We start from the raw sequence: 19,973 nt of genomic DNA, 5'->3' as shown, positions 1-19,973 counted from the left end.
GGGAGGGTTTAGTGCTGGAGCTGAGCAGGGCTGGGCTGTTGGCCGAAGCTGGTTTGAAGGAGGCGGGGGATGACGGGTTTGCGATGGCGGCGCGGGTTAGCACCGGATGTGGCGGGGTCGAGGCGATAGAGGATGAGGAGGTTGCGCTCGGGGTCGTCCATGGCGGGGAAGGCGGCGATGCGCTGGAGGTGATAGGTGGGGCTGAGGGCATCCATCTTATCGTCGTCGACCTGGTTCCAGGCGACGTACCAGCCGGGGTGGTAGGCCTGGACGCGGACGGAGAGGTCCATGGTGCCGAAGTCGTCGCAGATGGAGGGGAGACCGGTCATGAGGGAGAGATTGGAGCCGCTGATGGAGAGGATTAGCGAGTTGTGGGTGGGATCGGCGGAGACGATCTGACGGATTTCGGCGGCGGCGGTGGTGAAGGTGTAGTCGGGGTGGCGGACGTAGTGGAGGGTCTGGTGCGCGTCGGTGACGGTGAGGACGGCCAGGACGGCGACGATGCTGGAGGTGCCGAGACGGCGGAGAGGAGATAAAGGTTCGGAGTTGTTTTTAGTCCAGAGAGCGGAGAAGACAACCGGGATCAGCAAGGTGAGCGGAACGGCGAGCACGAGGTAGTAACGGGGCTGGAGGTTGTTGTGGTAGGCGAGGAAGGCTGCATAACCTGCGGCCCAGAGCAGGAGTGCCGGGACGAGCGGGTTGCGGAGGAGGCGGGGGCGAAGCAGGAAGGCTGAGAAGATGGCAAGGAGCGCCAGGGGGTAGAGGATATTGCCGATCCAGAGGCCGTCGGCGAGGGTGTCGCCGAGGACGGAGAGGGCGGTGCCGGGGGTGATGCCGGTGTAGGCGTTGGCGCTGAAGAGATAGCGGTAGTCGTCGAGGAAGTGGGGGCGGACGATGAAGGCGTAGTAGCCGATCCAGATGACGGCGGCGAGGGTGGCGGCGGGGAGGGTGACCATGAGGAATGGACGGAGGCGATAGCCGGCGCGAGCCCAGAGGATCCAGCCGATGGAGGGCAGGAGGAAGACGGCGGTGGTTTTGGTGAGGACCATCAGGGGGATTAGCAGGCCGAGGGCGAGGATGGGGAGGATCTGCCGGGCAGTGGCGCGGAGGGCGGTCGCTGGATCGGTTTTCAGAGCTGTGGAGACGCTTCCCTGCACCGTCTCCGCGAAGGATGCGGCGAGGAGGGCCAGGAGGGTGAGGAGGATGAGCAGAGGCTCGAGGATCGCCATGCGGGTGAAGACGTAGCAGAAGGGACTGACCGCGAGGAGGAGGACTGCGATGGCAGGGGCGAGAGTGTTGACCGGCTGTTTGCGGACGGAGGCGGTGAGGGTCTGCCAGCGGCGGAGCAGGAGGTAGGAGGAGGTGAGGATGAGGCCGAAGATGGCGACGGCGAGGCTGCGGGCGGCGATGAGGTTGACGCCGGTGAAGCGAAAGAGAGCGGCTTCGACCAGGGGCCAGACGGGGAGGGCGGCGGCTGGATTGAAGTCTCCGGGGACGTTCCAGTGGCCACGCTGGAAGTGGCGGATGGCACCGTCGCCGTACCAGCCCTCGTCGGTGTATTTGGCCCAGTCCATCCAGGGGGAGTGATTCGGAAAGTCGGCGCTGAGATGAAAGGCGTGCAGGATGAGGAAGATGGCCGAGGCGACGAGGAGGGTCGTCTCGATGACAGGGAGAACAGAGAACGAGATGGAGCCTGGCCGCTTCATGTCAATAGAGGGTTAAACGCAGATGTGCCGTAAGAGTTCAGGGTATTACAGATTTAGCCTCTGCAGGATGCGGGGACGGGGCAAGGGGTTCCTTATGGGCCACGGGCAGGGCGGGTGCAGGTGGTATTCTTCCCTCTGAAAAGCCAGTGGGGAAGCGAGAAAAAACGGATGATGCAGGGTCCAAAGAGGGTCGTCAGCATCTTGCTGAGTTTGATTGTGCTGTCGGCGGGTTATCTGGACTACTGGAGTTATAGCCAGACGTTTTATAAGGCTCCGGGAACGTGGATGGACGTGGTGGCTGGTACAGCCGGTGCGCCAAACCAGTATCGGATCGGCGTGATCGATACGGCCTACTTTCTGGCTCAACATTTGCACCTGGCACTGCGGCATACGCTGGCAATGATTGATGTGGTTGCAGGATTGGTTGCGGTGTTCACGCTTTTCCTGGTGCTGCGGCGGTCGACGGCTTATCGGGAGGCCGGGCTTGCAGGGCAGTGGTTCGGGGCTGCGGCATTTACGGTGCTGGTGCAGTTTTACGTGGCGTGGCTGATCTGGTATCAGAGGCCGGAGACGCTGCCGACGGCGGCGATTTTGTCGCTGGCGCTGCTGCTGCTGGCTGTGCCTTTGCGCGGGGGGGCAGGGACGGCGGTGTGCGGTTTGTTGCTGCTGGCAGTCGCGCAGGCGTTTGTGCGCTCCGATGTTGCGTTTGCGCTGCATGCCGGGATCCTAGTGGTGTGCCTGACGCCTTTGGGACGCAGGTTTGTTCTGCCTCGAGGGTTGCAGATGGGGACGAGCCTGGTTGCGGTCGCGATGGTGGTAGGGATTCAGTTCTGGCTGATGCGGAGGGTGTTCCCGGCGGCAAGCTATGGAGATACGCCTGTGTTTCAGTTGTTTCTGAATCTTCGGGAACCGTCTGGCTGGATTCCCTTCCTGCTCTTTATGGCACCGGTGGGATGGACCTTCGCGATGGTGGTAAGGCGAAGGCACGAGGCTGAGGCTGCGGGAGCCGGAATGCTGACCGGGGCAGTGATCTTTCTGGGGATGTGGGTGGTGGTGGGAAGAATCCAAGAGGTGAGGATCTTCCTGCCGTTCGCGCTGACACTGGCGCCGCTGACTGCCGAGGTGATGATTACACGCTTTCTGGTAAAGCCGTCTCTAAGCTAAAGGCGCTCTGATCCCGGCAGATTTCGCGTAGAGCCAAATAGAGGAGCCAGCAATACCCTGTATCGAGAACCAGTTGGGTGATGAGAAGGATTAAAGAGTGGGGTTTGAGGGCGAGAAGCTCGAGGTGGAAGGTCACGGCTTCAAACTGTCCGAGAACGGTGGCCCAATAGCTGAGACAGACGACAGCAGAGACTCCGAAGATTGCGAACAATAGAGTTCTTACCCTGCTCCAGCTTCTTACCAGAAGACAGATTGGGAAGAAGGTAAGCATCAGGTAAGGTGGCCAGGACTTTTTCGAGAATAAGAGCAGGGCGAGGGTGAGCGCCGCTGAACCAAAGATGAGAAGACGCGACCGGAAGACTGCATTGGCGCCCCTGGCTTTGCTGGCAACCAGAAGGATGATGGCGATGGCGATGACAAGGACGAGGGTGTCCCATACGCCGGAGGGCACGGCGATCCCGGTGATGCCTTCGAAGAGGTAGGGGAGGTTGCCTGCGGATCTCATGGTGCGCTCAAACAGCAGAGGCTGAAGGATGGGCAGGTGAGCAGCGACGGCGGCTCCGAAGATTGCAACAAGAACCAACGATGCGCCGAGCAGCCAGCGCCAACGGCGTGGGACGACGACGAAGAACGCCGGGAAGTAAAGAAGCGGAAGAAACTTGACCGCTGCGACGCCGAGGCCTACTGCTGCACCCGAAGCTACGATTTGAGAGCGGCGGAGGAGGAGTAGCGCCAGAATCAGCAGGAGGGCGATGATGACATTGTCCTGACCGTCGATGGTCACGAACTGCAGGCTGATGATGCTGGTGAGGTAGAGGAGAGCGCTCGAACGGGTCTCCTGCTCGGTGAGGAAGTCTCTGCCGATATACAGCCAGAGACGCAGGACGAGAGCCTCTGCGCAGATTGCAAGAAGGATGATGGCAAGGGGCGAGAACCACAGTTTGATGGCAAGCGCATCGAGGTAAGGATGAAGAGGCGCGTAGCTGGATGGAAAGTCCCTGTAGGGGAGTTTATGGGCGATTACAGCTTTAGCTTCGTCCCAGTAGAAGGCCGGAATGTCTCCCCTGGGCGGAATGTGCAGGATGAAAAAGATGCCGACGTAGGCTGCGAGGCGGCTGGCGATGAAGGCAAAGTTCACCATTCGGTCGAAGGATCTTCGAGTCATCCGGCGAAGGCTTGAGAGCGAACAGACGCTTATGCTGATGCCGCCGATGAGAACGCTAAGGGCCGTACGCGCGATGAGAGCTTGATTACCGGTCAAGGGCTTTTCTCAACTTCGAGGAATTAACTGCTTAGGAGACTCTGCGGCTTACTCGTAGGAGAGGGCGTCGATGGGGTCTTTGCTGGCGGCTTTGAGGGCTGGGTAGAGTGCGCCCAGCAATGCTCCGATGAAGGCGATGACGATGGCCTTCCAGACATAGGGGAGGTTGATGACGAAGTCGAGTGTGGGGAAGCGGGCCTGAAGGGCGATGCTGAGGGCAAAGCTGGCTGCGATGCCGAGGGCGATGCCAACACTGGCGAGAACGCCGGTCTCTCGCAGGACGATACCGACGATGTAGGAGCGTGAGGCTCCCATGGACTTGAGGATGCCGATCTCGCGGGTACGCTCCATGACGGCGGTGTACATGGACTGGAAGATGACGAGGAAGCCGATGACGACGGCGATGCCGATGACGACGCGAAGGCCGATGTTGAAGCCGGGGAGACGGTCAGGCGAGATGGAGGAGAGATACTCTTCGGCGGTGGCGACGCTGTAGGTGCTCATGCCCGGAGTGGCGAGGATGGCTTTGCGGACTTCGTCCTGATACTTTGGCGTGTCTTCGGTCCGAAGGTAAAACATGGTGGCCTTGCCTTCGGTGCCGGTTAGAGCGCCCATGGTTTCGATAGGAACGAACTTGCGGCCGCCTTTGCCATGCTCGACGATGCCGCAGATGCGAAAGGGGTGATTGAGAATGCTGATGGGGTCGCCGACTTTTTTGCCTGCCGCGGCATAGTCGTCGAGGATGACATCGTCGGGCCCCTGGAAGGGGGTGCCCGAGAGGAAGACAAAGGGCAGAAGGGCGTTGAAGCTCTTGAAGTCGATGCCGTAGATGGTGTCGAGGGAGCTGTTGATCTGAACATTGACCGGGGCGGAGACGATGACGTGAGGGACCTTGGCCAGGACGTCCGCGACCTTGATGGAGGCTCCGGCGGGACTCATGCCGATGAGGTTGCTGGCGGTGTTGGGCCGCACGAACATGTCCATGCCGATGCCGTTCTGCCGGGTCTTGAAGCCGTCGAGCTTGCCCATCAGGATGGCGGTGATGGAGAGGATCATGATGACCTCGATGGCGATGGCGAGACAGCTGATGAGCGAGCGCAGAGGACGATGGACCAGATTGCCGACGACTAATTTGTTCATACAGTTACTAGTGTATGGGAATGCAGGCGCGGTTCTGCGGGCGAAGGGCAAAGAATGGACTTTCAGCCTATTTGCTGCAACGGATGTGCCGACGGAATGCGATTGCGGCGGCTGTGGACCGATCAGGTTTTAGGCGAAGGGGAGGGGATGAGCCGGGCGCGAATGGAGCGAACCGGACCGCCTTTGCGAATAGCGATGCCTTCCGGACCGATGAGGAAGGTTCCGATGACGGGCATAACATAGGCACCAAAGACGGCAGCGAAGATGATGATGATCGCGGTGAAGTAGCACATGTACACAATGGTGCCGGCATCTGCCTCCGGCGCGGCATGGGTGTAGAGGACGAGGACCAGAAGTCCCCAGGGAGCTTTCCGAATGTCCCCGCAGAGCGAATCGAAGATGTAAAAGAGGAAGAACCAAAGGGCCGGGGCGAGGAAGAAGATTCCCTTCCATCCCCATAGATGGTAGGACGTCGCCGTGGAAGAGAAAGAGACGCCGGTTGAGTCGTCGTCCGCGCCGAGCACCCCTACCTCATGGGCGTAGACATTTCCTGAGTAGAACGCGGGCTTGTCTTTCCAGATGAAGTGGGGGACAAGATTCTCGATAGAGGCAACCATCGGATAGAGTCCGAAGGTCCCGAAAAGCTCTGTGTGATTGATGATTGCATCATCGATCGAGACCATCTGAAGCCGGTCGAAGAGCCCCTGAGGGGTGTTGTAATAGCCGAGGATGCGATCTTCGTAGGCGTCTCGCGAGGTCTCCAGATACTGCTCGCGGACATACCCCAGGTTCGAAAGGAGCGAGAGGTTGGTGGAAAGATTGACTTCCCCGCTGACATCTTTGAAAGTTCTTCCGTACTGCGAGTAAGGGACGAGATACCGGAACATGAATAAAATCGCCAGGGTGAGACCGAGTAGCTGAGGACGACTGACTCTAAAGCGTACAGAGGCCGCGGCAAGGAACCAACAGGCGAACGGAGCGAACATTCCCTCTTTGGAATAGCTCACGACCCCAACGTAAAACATGTAACAGGCGGACAGCAGGACTGGCAGGTTGGTGCTACGCCTTCCCCCGCTGCGCCTGACCGAGTTGATGACTCCCAGAATGATGGCCAGCAGCAAAAAACGATTGAGCTGATTAAGAGCGCTTACGACAGAACCGGGACCGCTAGGAAGGACATACCCTGCGAATCCGAACAGAATCCCCATGACCAGACTTCCGACCGTTGCGGTCTGCATGTTGGTTGGGGTGACCATGTCTGCCAGAAGAGCTTTGCGGGGAGCGACCCTTCTACTGAAATAAGCGGCAAAGAGCATCATGCACATGCCGGCGAGGTAGACGGTGATGGTCAATATGGGAGACGAAAGATTTGAGTCTGCGGGTTCCCCGAGATAGGCTTTGACGCAGAGAGCGAGGATGAGGCTAAGGGTGGAGTTGAAGAAGATGAAGGCACCAGAGGTTCGGGTGAACCCTCCGGCGACGTTAAAAGCGATAGTGGCAACGATGATGTAAAAGAAACAGCAGAGCGAGAAGATGGCGCTCGTCTTCTGCATCATCTGGATGATGCAGAGGATTCCCGCGAAGTAGAAGACGGGGACGAACGGGATTCGCTCTGGAAAAGGAAGGCGCATTTATCTTCTTTGGTCCGAATGGAGCTGCTCAAGCATTGATTCAGGTCGTATTAGTCGTATTAACTGAGCTACCGTTTTGTCGCGATCGTCTAGTTTGGCTGTGATTTGGAAGACCTCTGCGAGGAGCGACCGGTTCTTGAGTTGCAGCTACTAAGGTGCGGTTCTTTCTACAACTATAACGGAGTGAAGATGCCCGTTTCCCCCGCTAGACCTTGGAGTTTGACAGGGTAGCTTGTCGTATACGGCGGTTTTGCCGGTAAAGGCCGAGGCTCTGAATCAGGCGGCTGCGAAGGCGTAAGGAAGGCTGCTCGACGAAGTGGTAGGAGATCTCCGCGGCCACCAGAATCGCCAGCCAACTGAAAGGAAAGGTGTAGACAAGGCTCAGGGAAGGCGGAAAGACGAGCTTGTTGAGATGGTGCAGGAAGAATGTTTGCCAGATATAGATACTGTAGGAGAGCACACCTATATGGACGATGATGCGGGAGTTGAGAAATCTCCCCAAGGCTGAGGTTGGGTTGCGTACGCACCACAAGAGGAAGAAGGCGATTGCCGCGCCGCAGACGGTAAAACCAAGGGGAAAGTTCCAATAGTTTTGAAACCGCGAGCCTATGAGATCGGACAGGAGGATGACGGCGGGTGGGATCCACCAGATCCGGGTGACGTAGGCGTAGATACGCTCAAAGAGGGGGGTGCCCTGAACCAGGGCAAACAGGCAACCGAACATGAGCGAATCTTCACGCATGTGAAAGCTGTAGCCGTTTTTGAGGACGGTGTTCCGCCAGATGGTGAAGCAGAGGACTCGAACCACAGGCGACACGAGGATAATCGCAATGGCGACCTTTGTGGCCTTGAGACGGCCTTCGGCGCCGGGCCGACGGAGGCAGTAGAAGAGAATCAGGGGCCAGAGGAAATAGAACTGCTCTTCGATGCTGAGGGACCAGAAGTGTTCCAGGCTCCACATCATGCTCAAAGCGTAGTCATGAAAGAAGAACAGCGCACTGTAGATGTCGAGTTTGTAGATGGGTAGCCGCCCAGCCCAGCCCAAGAGCAAAAGTACTCCGACATAGAAGTAGAGGGGTGGCAAGATGCGCATCGCCCTGCGAAAGTAGAAGCCTCGGAAGCTGATGGATCCGGTCTTTTCGTGCTCGCGGAGCAAGAGGCTGGTGATGAGGTATCCGCTGATGACAAAGAAGATAGTGACGCCGGTGCCGCCGTCAAAGATCCCCGCCCAAAGATAGGGGACGTGGCGGGTTGTCTCCAGGCGCTGGAGGCTGTGGAGAGCGACTACGAGAAAGATCGAGAGAGCGCGGAGGCCGTCAAGACTTGGAATGCGGTGGATCGAAGCTGTGCCGGTGGGGGCGGCCTCTGCGGACATAATCGGCTCCTCGGGTGGATTATAGCCGTGGGGGAAGGCCTTAGAGGCTAACTAGCCTGCTTCCAACCCGGTAGTGGGGTGATATCACCCGAAAGTGGCTTTGACTTTGACAAATGCCCCGGTCTATTCTTCGATGAATTAGCGTACTGCGGGGCGGTGTCCCGTCCTGCGGGAGCGTAAAGGGTTGACGGAGCGAATGAAACAGTTCTGCGACGAGTTGCGGAGGGAGCGCGAGAGGCGGCAGGTCTCGATCGAGAGGATCTGCGCGGAGACCAAGGTCTCGTCGCGGCACGTGCTGGCGCTGGAGGCTGGCGAGTATGACGCTCTGCCCGGAGGCGTCTTCCGGAAGGGTATCTTTCGCAGCTACCTCACTGCAGTTGGCCTGGAAGAGTCGCCGTGGGTTGAGCGGTTCGAGGCGAGCCTGCGAGAGAGCGGTACGGTCGTCGAAGAGACCGACTGGACCGAGTTTGCCGAAAATGTACGACGTAACCGGAGCGGTAGCGAATCGAAGAGCAATCTGCGCTGGATGGGCGTCGGCAGCATGGTGACGATGCTGGGAGCACTGGGCTGGGTGGTGTGGAAGTTTGCCCTGCATGGGCGTTTGATTCCCTGACTGAGTTGACTTTCAGATGACCTACCCAATCACGTGCTCGAAGTGATGAGTCTTGTTGCGGGTCGGATATAGTTTGAATCAGTAAGCCGACTAAACTGGACACGACCTCTGACTTCTTCTAAAGCGCAACCCTCACGACACCATATCGAGAGCCTGGATGGCCTGCGGGGCTTCGCTTTCCTGATGGTGTTCTGCTTTCACTACGGCGCGAGCGCGCATACTGGGGCGCGATGGGTGGAGCAGGCGATGTACGTGACTACGGGCTTGTGGTCCGGCGTCGATCTGTTTTTTGTGCTTTCCGGCTTTTTGATCACGGGCATTCTGCTCGATACGCGCGAAGATCCGAAGTACTTTCGCAACTTCTATGCACGGCGGGCGCTGCGCATCTTCCCTTTGTTTTACGGGGTGTTATTTCTGCTTGTGGCTCTGACTCCGGTGTTCCATCTGCAGTGGAGGCCAGGACATCTGGCGCAGTTTTTTTACCTGGGCAACGTCGCCGGGCACGTTGACTTCACGCTCAATGATCTGCCGCCGGCTGTGAGCCTGACGCACTTCTGGTCGCTGGCGGTCGAAGAGCAGTTTTACCTGATCTGGCCGCTCGTGGTGCTTCGAGCACGCGATGGAAGCAGGCTGATTCGTGTGTGCGCCGGGGCCATAGCGGGCGGGTTTGCGTTGCGGTGCCTGCTGCTGTGGCTGGTGCCGAACCATGCGCAGGAGTGGAGCTACGGGGAGTTGCCTACGCATAGCGACGGACTATTGTGCGGGGCGATCGCGGCAGTGCTTCTACGCAGGACCGAGCTGTCGACGCTGATCCGCTGGACACGGCTGCCCTTTGCGCTGTCGCTTGTCGGCATGGCAGGGCTGGCGGTCCACTATGTGGGCTTTGGATACCACGATGTGGGAATGACGCTGTTTGTGTATCCCCTGCTGGCGGTCTTCTTCACCTGCGTGCTGCTTCGAACAGTTCAGAGAGGCACTGTCTTTCATTGGCTGGGGGGGACTCGAGGCCTGCGCTTCTTCGGGAAGTACAGCTACGGGATGTATGTGTACCATGTGCTGTTCTTTCCTCTTGCCGCCAGGCTGCTCCTGCCTTCGCAACGCCTGGTGCACTCGAAGGCATGGGGCGGGATGCTGTACGTCGCGGAGGTGCTGGTATTGACCTGTATCGTGTCGGTGCTGAGCTATCAACTTTATGAGCGGCACTGGCTTCGATTGAAGTCGCGCTTCAGTTACTCGAGGCCGAAGGGCGCTGAGTCGAGCTTTGCAGCCTCCTGAACCGCTCGGATGAGAGTGTGCAAGATACTGCAATCACGTCTTGTGATTTTCCATTCGATGAGAGAAGCGACTGTTTACTGCGACAGAACGCCATTGAGGTCTCGATCCTGCTAGTTGACCGTGGGTGACGAGGGTCCGGCCTTTGCCTGACTCCGTCGAGGCGGGTAAAATAAGTAGGTTGCATGCTGTTCTGGCTAAGTGTCAGGGCAGGTATCTCTGGAGGAGTTGTTTTGGCTAAACGCGACCGTTTTCTGTTTACGAGTGAGTCTGTCACTGAGGGGCATCCGGATAAGATTGCCGATCAGATCTCCGATGCGATTCTGGACGCCTGCCTGGCGCAGGATCCCTATAGCCGCGTGGCGTGCGAGACGCTGACCTGTACGGGTCTGGTGGTGATCGCCGGAGAGATTACGACGAAGGCTTATGTCGATTTTCAGAGCCTGGTGCGCGGAACTGTTGCCGCGATTGGGTACGACAACGCGCTTTATGGGTTCGATTCGAACACCTGCGCGGTGATCTCGACGATCAACAAACAGTCGGGCGATATTGCGATGGGTGTGGATACGGGCGGCGCAGGCGACCAGGGCATGATGTTCGGCTATGCAACCAACGAAACACCGGAGCTGATGCCGACGCCGATCTCGTTGGCACACAAGCTGGCTTACAAGCTGAGCGAGGTTCGCAAGAGCGGTTTGATGGCGTACCTGCGTCCGGATGGCAAGAGCCAGGTGACGGTGGAGTATGACTCCGAGAACAAGCCAAAGCGGGTGGATGCGGTTGTGATTTCGACTCAGCATGCGGAGAATGTCGGTAACGACGAGCTGCGCGCGGATATTTTGAAGCACGTGATCCAGGCTGTAATTCCTGCCGAGCTGCTGGACCAGGATACGAAGTACCACATCAATCCGACTGGCCGCTTCGTGGTCGGCGGACCGATGGGCGATACCGGGTTGACGGGCCGGAAGATTATCGTCGACACCTATGGCGGCATGGGCCGGCATGGTGGCGGAGCGTTCAGCGGTAAGGATGCGACGAAGGTCGATCGTTCGGCGGCTTACATGGCGCGGTATGTGGCGAAGAACATCGTTGCGGCTGGGCTGGCGGATCGCTGCGAGGTGCAGTTGGCCTACGCGATCGGTGTTGCAGAGCCGGTGAGCGTGCTGGTGGATACGTTCGGCACGGGCAAGGTGGATGAATCGAAGCTTGAGGACCTGGTTCGGAAGAACTTCTCGCTGACGCCGAAGGGCATCATCGAGGGTCTGGATCTGCGCAAGCCGATCTTCAAGGCGACTGCTGCTTATGGTCACTTCGGCCGCAAGGGCGAGGGCTTTACGTGGGAGAAGACCGACAAGGCTGCGGCGCTGGCGGAACAGGCTGGAGTCAAGCAGTTGGCTGCGAAGTAGTTTTTTTTCGATCGATCTGAAAACGGCGGGCCTTCGGGCCTGCCGTTTCTTTTATTGGACGAGATTGAAGAGGATCGGGTTAGACTGCTGGCTATCGCTTAAGTGCATCACATTAACACCAACCCCTGTAGGGAAGAGGGTTTTCGATGCTAGTTAAGTCTGAATACGATATTCAATTTCATCTCGCAATGCCTACGCCGATGGTGGCTATGCTTCATTTGCATCCATCGCTGGAACCGCGGGTGCGAGCCGGAAACGAGCTGAAGGTCGAACATATCGACAATGCTGGGGGCCGCGATACGAAGACGAATGTTCCAGTTTTGGAGTATCAGGATGTGTTTGGGAACAGGTGCACGCGATTTATGACGCCGGAGGGCGCGATCAGTCTGAGCGGATCGAATGTGGTGGAGATGGAGGGGCTGGCGGACCCGATTAATGCGTATGCGCAGCAGGCTGCGGTGGAGGATCTGCCGTCGGAGGTGTTGCAGTATCTGCTGGCCAGTCGGTACTGCGAGGTGGATAAGTTTGGACCGATCGCGCAGGATCTCTTTGGGTGGATGACTCCGGGGTGGACGAAGGCGTCGGCGATTCGCGACTGGGTGCATGAGAAGGTGGTGTTCAACTACAAGACGGCGCGACCTACCAAGACGGCGATGGATGTTTTTACGGAGCGGGTGGGGGTTTGCCGGGACTATCAGCACCTGGCGATCACGATGTCGCGGTGTCAGAACATTCCTGCGCGGTACGTGACGGGGTACCTGGGGGATATTCGCGCGCCTTATAGCGGAGCTGGGGATTTCAGCGCGTGGTACGAGGTGTTTTTAGATGGACGCTGGATGACGATGGATGCGCGCCATAACGAACCGAGGATTGGGCGCGTCTTGATGGCGGCGGGGCGGGATGCGGCGGATGTGGCGATTACGACCTCGTTTGGGAATGCGATTTTGACGAACTTCTACGTCGACAGCTACGAGGTGCTGGAGGATGGGACGACTGTGCCTAGCCTGCCGGGTACGGTTGCGCAGGAGACTGTGGTGGGGTCGGTGAATCGTGGCTCGGCAGGGGCGGTTCAGGGCTTCGCGGAGTAGAAGGTGTAGGTCGCGGTGTAGGGGACGCGGGCATTTGCATCGAGATGATCAGCGTCACAGCCGGTGGTGGGAGCGATGCCGCCCTGGGTGTCGGAGCGGCGGATGAAGTCGACCCTGGTGAGGACACCGGTGCGTGCAGGGTTGACCGCTTTGAGAAGGAGCCAAGGGATGGAAGCGGCATCGGGCGATGAAACTTTCTGCTGCACAACGCCTTGGATGGAGCTGCTGTCCTGATAGTTCCAGACGGGGCCGTCGCCGTGGGTGGCAACCTCGTTGCCGGCGTCGTCGAAGAGACGAGCTACGGGCGCGATGAAGACCCACTGATAGGCGTTTTGAACCTGCTGGCAGTTGTAGATCTGCGATCCCCTGGCGTGGAGAGTTAAAACCGCCTGCTGCGGTGGGGGAGGGATAGTTTTGTCTTGAGCCTTTGCGACGGGTGAGAGGGCAGAGCAAGCTGCGGCAAAAAAAACAGTTCGGATCATGCTTCGCATGGACTGAGTTTAGCTTGCGCAGGGTGCATGGTTGAAGATGTTTATGACCCGGGGTGTTGCGCGGCGCTGAAGGTGCTCCAGGGGCCCGCCTTCATGTCGTGAAGTACTGGTGCCTGCCAGGTGAACTCGGGATGAGCGGCGAGGAAGGGGGCGGCGATAAAGTCTTCGCCGCAGGGGTGGCCGGCGCGGGCGGTGAAGCTCATGTGCTCGGCCATAGATGCGTCCATGACTTTGCCGGTGACGGCTCCGCTGGGCGAGAAGGGCGGCGAGTCCCACGCGGGCTCGGGATCTTTGGAGACGTCTTCGTGGCCGCAGAGGCTGCGACGGGCGGCGACTACTTTGTGTTCGTAGCTGTCGTAGTGGTCGGAGAGGTACTGCTCGGCGAGGTTGGTGTCGAGCTGGCCCATGTGCTGCTGGACGAACTCTTCGGCGCGGACGTGGCGGGCGTTCATGGTGCTCTTCATGTTGTGGATGTCGAAGCCGGGAGTGTCGTCGCGGATGAGGTCGGGGTTGACGGGGAAGTTGGCGCTGACGAAGTAGCCGGTGGACTTGCGGGTGAGGGGCGTGTGCTTGAGGCCGAGCTCGAGGTAGGCGATCTCGTTGGTCTTGCGGTCGCCGACGAGCCAGGAGTTGGCGTAGCCGCCGTTGTTGCCTTCGCGCATGAGGGCGACGAACTGGTCGATGGTATTGGCGTACTGCATGGCTTTGCGGGCGCGGATGAACTCGGGGATGCCGGAGGGGTTCCAGCCCTGGAACATGGGCAGGGTGGTTTCGGTAATCATGATGCCGGCGGAGTTAACGCCGAAGTCGTCGCCACTGTGGATGAGCCCCGGGCTGCCGTCCATGAGGATGTGATTGCCTTTGGCGGGAACGATGTCGAAGACGGTGGTCCAGCGCTCACCCTCCATGTAGGCGGACCAGTTGCTGTGGGCGATGACGATCTTGCCGTCTTTGGTGGCGGAGCCGGTGGCGATGAAGGCGCTGCATCGGCCAGGCGCGACCAGGGCGGCGGGGGCGGCTTTCCCCTGCTGCTTGAGGAGCCACGGGATGTAGTAGTCGGAGACTTCGAGGTGGGCGTTAAGGGCGACGATGTCGAGGATATCGATGTTTTCGCCCTTGGCCTGAACGCCGTCGGCGATGCCCTGGAGTTCGGCGAGGTACTCGGGTTCGATGCGGGGCATGATCTGATCTTTGGCGATGGTGCGGAAGTAGGGCCAGGGTTTGTTCGCCTCGTGGGTGTTTTCGAGCTCGATGGTCTTGAGATTGTCGGCGATGTCGGAGGCGAGGAGATAGCCGTGCTGGAAGCCGATTTCGCTGGGCGAGCCTTCGAGGTGGACGTAGGTCCAGCCGTCTTTCTGGAAGGTGTAGGCGTTTTTGAGGCGGGGATCGGCGGGCTGCGCGAGGGCTGCGGTCGACGTAAAAGCGGCGAGGATACAGGCGGTGAGGCAGAGGCGCATTCTAGGTCTCCTGCGGGTTCTTTTATTGGCGGATGCGATGAGGATACATGATGCGAGTTTGGGTGAACGAAACGGAGTGTGGGGATTTTGAACCGATGGGAGGATACTGGAATGACAGAGACAATGACGATGACGAGTGCAGCGAAGAAGGATGTGGCGGTGCCGAGCTACTTTCCCGGCAAGCAGTGGCAGCAGGTGCTGGGGCGAGATGCGAGCGCGGATGGGCAGTTTGTGTATGCCGTGAAGTCGACGAAGGTCTATTGCAAGCCGAGCTGTGCGAGCCGGCGGCCGTCGCGGAAGAACGTGACGTTCTTCCCTACCCCGGCTCTGGCCGAGGCTGCGGGATACAGGGCCTGCAAGCGGTGTGAGCCTGATAGGACGGAGGCGAAGGCCGATCCGCAGGCGGGCGCGATTGCGGCGGTGACGGAGTATTTGAAGGATCACGCGGAGGAGCGGACGCGGCTGGCCGATGTGGCGAAGGCTACGGGCGTGGGGCGATTGACGATTCTGCGTGGGTTCAAGCGCGTGCTGGGGGTGAGTCCGGGGCAGTATGCGAAGGAGGCTCGGCTGGAGCGGTTCAAGAGCAAGGTGAGGGAGCCGAAGAAGGTGAAGGCTCCGATAACCGATGCGATCTATGAGGCGGGGTTTGGATCGAGTAGCAGGTTGTATGAAAAGAGCGCGGCTACGCTGGGGATGACGCCTCGCGTGATGCGTGAGGGAGGCGCAGGGCTGCTGATTCGGTATTGCACGGTGGCCAGCCCGCTGGGACGGATGCTGGTGGCGACAACCGATGTGGGGATCTGCTCGATTGCGTTTGGGAGGGATGACAAGGAGTTGATTGCTGGTTTGCGGGAGCAGTTCTCGAAGGCGCAGCTAGTGGTGGCGAAGGGAAATACAGGATGGTTGGCGGATGCGGTTGCGTTTGTGACGAGCCAGTTAAGTGAACATCCGCTGGCGGCTACGTTTCCGCTGGATGTGAGGGCTACGGCGTTTCAGCAGAGGGTGTGGAAGGCACTGCAGGCGATTCCGCGGGGCGAGACACGGAGTTATTCGGAGGTGGCGTTGCAGCTTGGCGCGCCTACGGCTTCGCGTGCGGTGGCCGGGGCTTGCGGAGCGAATCCGATTGCGATTGCAGTGCCATGTCATCGAGTGGTGGGCAAGGGTGGGGCAATCACTGGATATCGTTGGGGCGTGGAGAGGAAGCGGCGGCTGCTGGAGGCGGAGAGCGTATGACCGCGTGGTAGGCTGCGGAGTGTGTTTCGCAATTGTTGGGTGTGAGGATAGGTGTGATTCGTGAGTGCAGTGCTGAGTAAGGCGATACCCGACGGTGCGAAGAAGTGGCTGGTGGCGAGTCTCGCGGTATTGCTGTTGTCCTTAGCGCTGGTGCTGGGCGACGTGGTCGCTGCGTTTGTTTACTTTGCGGACAAGAGCGATCCGCTATGGGTGACGCTGCTGGGGGTTGCAGGGGCGTTTGGCGTTGCGATGGGGTTCGGCGGATTTTTTGTGTTGATGGCCTTTGCCGGCTGGCGTTCGCTTCGCGAGTCGCGACGTGTGCAGGTGATCCCTCCCGTGCACCGTAGTGAATCTGGTAACTAGGACGAAGAGGAGCGCATGGAATCGACGATTGCAGTGGATGGGCGGGCGCTTTACTCGAAGATTACGTGGCGGCTGATTCCTTATATTTTTTTGCTGTATATCGTGGCTTATCTGGACCGGGTGAATGTGGGGTTCGCCGCTTACGATCTGCAGCGGGATTTGCACTTCAGCAATACGGTGTATGGGACTGGGGCGGGGATCTTCTTTCTCGGGTCGGTACTGTTCGATCTGCCGAGCAACCTGATGCTGACGCGGGTGGGAGCGCGAATATGGATTGCGCGGATCATGATCTCGTGGGGCGTCGTGTCGACGTGCATGGTGTTTATGCACTCGAAGGAGTCGTTCTATGCGCTGCGATTTCTGCTGGGCGTGAGCGAGGCGGGATTTTTTCCGGGAATGATTCTTTACCTGACGTACTGGTTTCCTACGCAGGAGCGGGCGCGGGCGGTGGCGAAGTTTATGACGGCGACCTCGCTGGCGGGAGTGGTGGGTGGGCCGCTGTCGAGCTACTTGCTGAAGCTGGATGGAGTGGGCGGACTGGCGGGGTGGCAGTGGCTGTTTGTGTCGGAGGGGATTCCGACGGTGCTGCTGGGGATCTCGGTGTTGTTTGTGCTGAAGGATGGGCCGGCGATGGCGGAGTGGCTGCGACCAGAGGAGCGGGAGTGGCTTGCGGGGGAGTTGCAACGGGATAAAGAGCGGTTCGGGGCGTCGACTCATCATCGTCTGCTGGATGCGTTCCGTCTGCCGGCGCTGTGGGTACTGGCAGGGGTGTACTTTGTGAGCCAGGTGGGCGTGTACATCGTGAATCTGTGGATGCCGCTTATTCTGCAGAGTTTCTCTCGTGGCGGTGAGAGAGATGCGATCTTGATTGCGCGGTATGCGACGTTTCCCTATCTTGCGGCTGCGGTGATGACGGTGGCGGTGGGATGGAGCTCCGACAAACGGAATGAGAGGCGATGGCATATAGCCGGATGTCTGACGGTGTCAGCGGTGGGGTTTGCCTGGGCGGCGTGGGCGCACTCCCTGGCGGTTGCGCTGTGTGCGATGACACTGGCAGCGGTGGGGCTGTGGAGCATGATGGGGCCGTTCTGGACGTTGACGACGAGCATGTTGAGCGGAGCGGCGGCGGCGGGTGCAGTGGCGATTCTGCAGATGGTGGGTGGGGTGGGCGGATTTGCGGGGCCGTATCTGACGGGGCGATTGCGAGACGCTACTCATAGCTTTACCGGGGGGCTGTATGCGATGAGCGCGTTGGCGGTAGGCGCTGCGGGGCTTGCGCTGGCGGCCAGAAGTAGAGAGAAGCATCTTGTTGCCGAGCGTGACCGATAACTTCGAGCGTGCCGCGTTCGGCCGGAGGTGAGTGATGGAAAAACCGTTGTGCTGACGAGACTCCAAAGAGCTGCGAAGAGTTCGATGGCGCCAACGATCTAAGTGCCTCAATAGTAAAGAAATCGGGCCTGAATGTTATTCTGAAAGAGGTAAAAATTCAGCGTTTTGAGGTTTTCAGACAATGGCGACAGCGACGATCGATAAGGCAGCAGGAGCGGTGGATTACAAGGTGGCGGATATCTCCCTGGCAGATTTTGGCCGCAAGGAGATCGATATCGCCGAGCAGGAGATGCCCGGGTTGATGTCGATCCGCAACAAGTATGCCGCGGGCAAGCCACTGGCGGGAGTTCGCGTGACCGGCTCTCTGCATATGACGATCCAGACGGCTGTGCTGATTGAGACGATGGTGGCTCTTGGCGCGAATGTTCGCTGGGCGAGCTGCAACATCTTCTCGACACAGGACCATGCTGCGGCTGCGATTGCGGCTGCGGGTGTTCCGGTGTTTGCGTGGAAGGGCGAGACGCTGGAGGAGTTCTGGTGGTGCACCAACCAGTCGCTCAAGTTCCCTGACGGGAAGGGTGGCTTGCTGGGGCCGCAGCTTGTGATCGACGATGGCGGCGACGTGACGCTGCTGATCCATAAGGGCGTCGATATGGAGAAGGGCGACAAGTGGATTAATTCGCCTTCGAGCTCGACCGAAGAAGATGTAATCAAGGCGCTGCTGAAGAAGGTTCATGCGGAGCACCCGACGCGCTGGCAGGATGTGGCGAAGGAATGGCGCGGTGTTTCGGAGGAGACCACGACGGGCGTTCACCGGCTGTACAAGATGCTGGAGAAGGGCACACTGCTGGTTCCGGCGATCAATGTAAACGATTCGGTTACAAAATCGAAGTTCGATAACCTGTATGGCTGCCGCGAGTCGCTGGTGGACGGCATCAAGCGCGCGACCGATGTGATGATCGCGGGCAAGGTTGCCGTGGTCTGCGGCTATGGCGACGTGGGCAAGGGATCGGCGGCTTCGCTGCGCGGGCTTGGCGCACGCGTGGTTGTGACGGAGATCGATCCGATCAACGCGCTGCAGGCCTCGATGGAGGGATACGAGGTCACGACGATCGAAGAGACTTTGGGCCGCGGCGACATCTACGTGACCTGCACGGGTAACGTGGACATCATCACGGTGGAGCACATGAAGCTGATGAAGGACCAGGCGATCGTGTGCAACATCGGCCACTTCGATAACGAGATCCAGATGGAGCCGCTGAATGCGCTGAAGGGCGTAAAGAAGCTGAACATCAAGCCGCAGGTGGATAAGTACACCTTCGAGGGCGGGAACAGCATCTTCGTTCTTGCTGAAGGCCGCCTGGTGAATCTTGGTTGCGCGACGGGCCATCCGAGCTTTGTGATGTCGAACAGCTTTGCCAACCAGACGCTGGCTCAGCTAGACCTGTGGAAGAACAAGGACACGTACAAGGTCGGCATCTACATTCTGCCGAAGAAGCTGGACGAAGAGGTTGCACGGCTGCACCTGGAGAAGATCGGCGTGAAGCTGACGACGCTCTCGAAGAAGCAGGCGGACTACCTGAGCGTTCCGGTGGAAGGACCCTACAAGGCGGATCACTACCGGTACTAAGTTTGAAAGAGAAGAAGGAAGGGCCGCTGAGGAGTTTCCTCGGCGGCCCTTTTGCTTTGCGGCATGAGAGAGAACAAAGCGTGTCGTTCAGTCTTCCATGGTTCAGCCCGGCTTGGTGTTTTCGTTAACGCACTTTGTTGTTGTGCTTGTCGCGATAGATGCGGCGAGACTCCTGGTTCTGCTGCTTATGCAGAGTCTGGCGGTCGGATTTGGTGAGGTGGCCGTTGTCTTGCGCGCGCATGCCGTGCTCTTCCTTGTTGATACCGGCCTCCTGATGCTCAAGGTGAGAGGTTTCGCCGGCGGTGAGCTGGCCACTCTGAACGCCCTGGCCGATGCGCTGCTGCTGGTCGCCTTTGCGCTGGTTGATGTTGTAGTCGTTCTGGCCGGGGGTGGGGGTGGTTGCCTGCGCGAAGATGGCGGCGGGTGCAAGTGCGAGTGAGGCGATAAGGGCAAGTTTGGTGAGATTCATTGGATCGCTCCTATAACTTTCTGCGGTGGCTTTGTTCTTGCTGCTACCGCGTACGGATGGAATAGACCCATTGGTTTTGCAGGTGTTGTGGCGAGTTTACAAAGTATATTTCTTTTTTATGCCGCGACTTTCGGGTGTTTTTCGGGTAAGCGCTAGGCTCTTCCCAGTGGGATCGGGTTCTCCGATATTCCCTGGAGACGCTTAGTTCGTTGTGGGTTCGAAGTCGGTGGCCGTGATGACCTGAAGGCCTGGGGTGGAGGCTAATTGCTGATCGATGAGGATGATGGTGCTGGCGGAGCCGGCAGTGTAGGCAACCTGCGGACCGGTGTAGATGGCAAGCGATGG

17 protein-coding genes are annotated in these 19,973 nt (G+C 59.1%); 9 read left to right on the top strand and 8 right to left on the bottom strand.

The features are described 5' to 3' along the window. Positions 1 to 8: 8 nt before the first annotated feature. Positions 9 to 1,706: a hypothetical protein gene (locus GSQ94_RS20650; RefSeq protein WP_158945940.1), complete on the bottom strand. Its 1,698-nt coding sequence runs from the start codon at positions 1,704 to 1,706 to the stop codon at positions 9 to 11. A gap of 168 nt (positions 1,707 to 1,874) precedes the next feature. Between GSQ94_RS20650 and GSQ94_RS20645 the strand changes: the two genes are divergently transcribed. Further along, positions 1,875 to 2,870: a hypothetical protein gene (locus tag GSQ94_RS20645; protein ID WP_158945938.1), complete on the top strand. Its 996-nt coding sequence runs from the start codon at positions 1,875 to 1,877 to the stop codon at positions 2,868 to 2,870. Here the strand turns inward: GSQ94_RS20645 and GSQ94_RS20640 are convergent. The 4 genes from GSQ94_RS20640 to GSQ94_RS20625 all read right to left on the bottom strand — a co-directional run bounded on the left by GSQ94_RS20640 (position 2,836) and on the right by GSQ94_RS20625 (position 8,277). Beyond that, the gene (locus tag GSQ94_RS20640; RefSeq protein WP_158945936.1) at positions 2,836 to 4,131 is read right to left on the bottom strand and encodes a glycosyltransferase 87 family protein; all 1,296 of its coding nucleotides are present in this window, start codon (positions 4,129 to 4,131) and stop codon (positions 2,836 to 2,838) included. The genes GSQ94_RS20645 and GSQ94_RS20640 overlap by 35 nt on opposite strands. 48 nt (positions 4,132 to 4,179) lie before the next feature. Continuing rightward, positions 4,180 to 5,271, bottom strand: coding sequence for an ABC transporter permease (locus tag GSQ94_RS20635; RefSeq protein ID WP_158945934.1), 1,092 nt, complete (start codon positions 5,269 to 5,271; stop codon positions 4,180 to 4,182). Between the two features lie 122 nt (positions 5,272 to 5,393). After that, a complete protein-coding gene (locus tag GSQ94_RS20630; protein ID WP_158945932.1) occupies positions 5,394 to 6,902 on the bottom strand; it encodes a hypothetical protein in 1,509 nt (502 codons plus the stop codon). Between the two features lie 205 nt (positions 6,903 to 7,107). Next, positions 7,108 to 8,277, bottom strand: coding sequence for an acyltransferase (locus GSQ94_RS20625; protein ID WP_158945930.1), 1,170 nt, complete (start codon positions 8,275 to 8,277; stop codon positions 7,108 to 7,110). 196 nt (positions 8,278 to 8,473) lie between these two features. Here GSQ94_RS20625 and GSQ94_RS20620 point away from each other — a divergent pair, with 196 nt between their 5' ends. The 4 genes from GSQ94_RS20620 (at position 8,474) to GSQ94_RS20605 (ending at position 12,656) form a co-directional block, all read left to right on the top strand. Continuing rightward, positions 8,474 to 8,890, top strand: coding sequence for a RodZ family helix-turn-helix domain-containing protein (locus tag GSQ94_RS20620; protein ID WP_158945928.1), 417 nt, complete (start codon positions 8,474 to 8,476; stop codon positions 8,888 to 8,890). A 108-nt stretch (positions 8,891 to 8,998) separates the two neighbouring features. Further along, a complete protein-coding gene (locus GSQ94_RS20615) occupies positions 8,999 to 10,165 on the top strand; it encodes an acyltransferase family protein (protein WP_371417594.1) in 1,167 nt (388 codons plus the stop codon). 230 nt (positions 10,166 to 10,395) lie between these two features. Beyond that, positions 10,396 to 11,568, top strand: a complete 1,173-nt coding sequence (gene metK, locus GSQ94_RS20610) for a methionine adenosyltransferase (protein WP_371417588.1) — start codon at positions 10,396 to 10,398, stop codon at positions 11,566 to 11,568. 146 nt (positions 11,569 to 11,714) lie between these two features. Further along, positions 11,715 to 12,656, top strand: a complete 942-nt coding sequence (locus tag GSQ94_RS20605) for a transglutaminase family protein (RefSeq protein WP_158945922.1) — start codon at positions 11,715 to 11,717, stop codon at positions 12,654 to 12,656. Here the strand turns inward: GSQ94_RS20605 and GSQ94_RS20600 are convergent. Then, on the bottom strand, positions 12,638 to 13,138 hold the full coding sequence (locus GSQ94_RS20600; RefSeq protein ID WP_254064024.1) for a DUF3455 domain-containing protein: 501 nt from the start codon (positions 13,136 to 13,138) through the stop codon (positions 12,638 to 12,640). The two genes, GSQ94_RS20605 and GSQ94_RS20600, sit on opposite strands and share 19 nt — an antisense overlap. 50 nt (positions 13,139 to 13,188) lie before the next feature. Beyond that, positions 13,189 to 14,604: a C45 family peptidase gene (locus tag GSQ94_RS20595; RefSeq protein WP_158945918.1), complete on the bottom strand. Its 1,416-nt coding sequence runs from the start codon at positions 14,602 to 14,604 to the stop codon at positions 13,189 to 13,191. 111 nt (positions 14,605 to 14,715) lie between these two features. On the opposite strand from GSQ94_RS20595, the gene GSQ94_RS21745 reads away from it, so the two are divergent. The 4 genes from GSQ94_RS21745 (at position 14,716) to ahcY (ending at position 19,159) form a co-directional block, all read left to right on the top strand. Then, the gene (locus GSQ94_RS21745) at positions 14,716 to 15,837 is read left to right on the top strand and encodes a bifunctional transcriptional activator/DNA repair enzyme AdaA (protein ID WP_305794726.1); all 1,122 of its coding nucleotides are present in this window, start codon (positions 14,716 to 14,718) and stop codon (positions 15,835 to 15,837) included. Positions 15,838 to 15,897: 60 nt separating this feature from the next. Beyond that, positions 15,898 to 16,200: a hypothetical protein gene (locus GSQ94_RS20585; protein WP_158945916.1), complete on the top strand. Its 303-nt coding sequence runs from the start codon at positions 15,898 to 15,900 to the stop codon at positions 16,198 to 16,200. Between the two features lie 15 nt (positions 16,201 to 16,215). Beyond that, positions 16,216 to 17,529, top strand: coding sequence for an MFS transporter (locus GSQ94_RS20580; RefSeq protein WP_158945914.1), 1,314 nt, complete (start codon positions 16,216 to 16,218; stop codon positions 17,527 to 17,529). Positions 17,530 to 17,710: 181 nt separating this feature from the next. Then, positions 17,711 to 19,159, top strand: coding sequence for an adenosylhomocysteinase (ahcY, locus tag GSQ94_RS20575; protein ID WP_158945912.1), 1,449 nt, complete (start codon positions 17,711 to 17,713; stop codon positions 19,157 to 19,159). 124 nt (positions 19,160 to 19,283) lie between these two features. Here the strand turns inward: ahcY and GSQ94_RS20570 are convergent, their stop codons facing one another. After that, the gene (locus tag GSQ94_RS20570) at positions 19,284 to 19,628 is read right to left on the bottom strand and encodes a hypothetical protein (protein ID WP_158945910.1); all 345 of its coding nucleotides are present in this window, start codon (positions 19,626 to 19,628) and stop codon (positions 19,284 to 19,286) included. Positions 19,629 to 19,973 lie beyond the last annotated feature (345 nt).

Origin of the sequence: Granulicella sp. S190 (genome assembly GCF_009766095.1) — a bacterium.
In the GTDB taxonomy this organism is placed as follows: Bacteria; Acidobacteriota; Terriglobia; order Terriglobales; family Acidobacteriaceae; genus Edaphobacter.
This window is presented reverse-complemented; position numbering and strand designations above follow the sequence as displayed.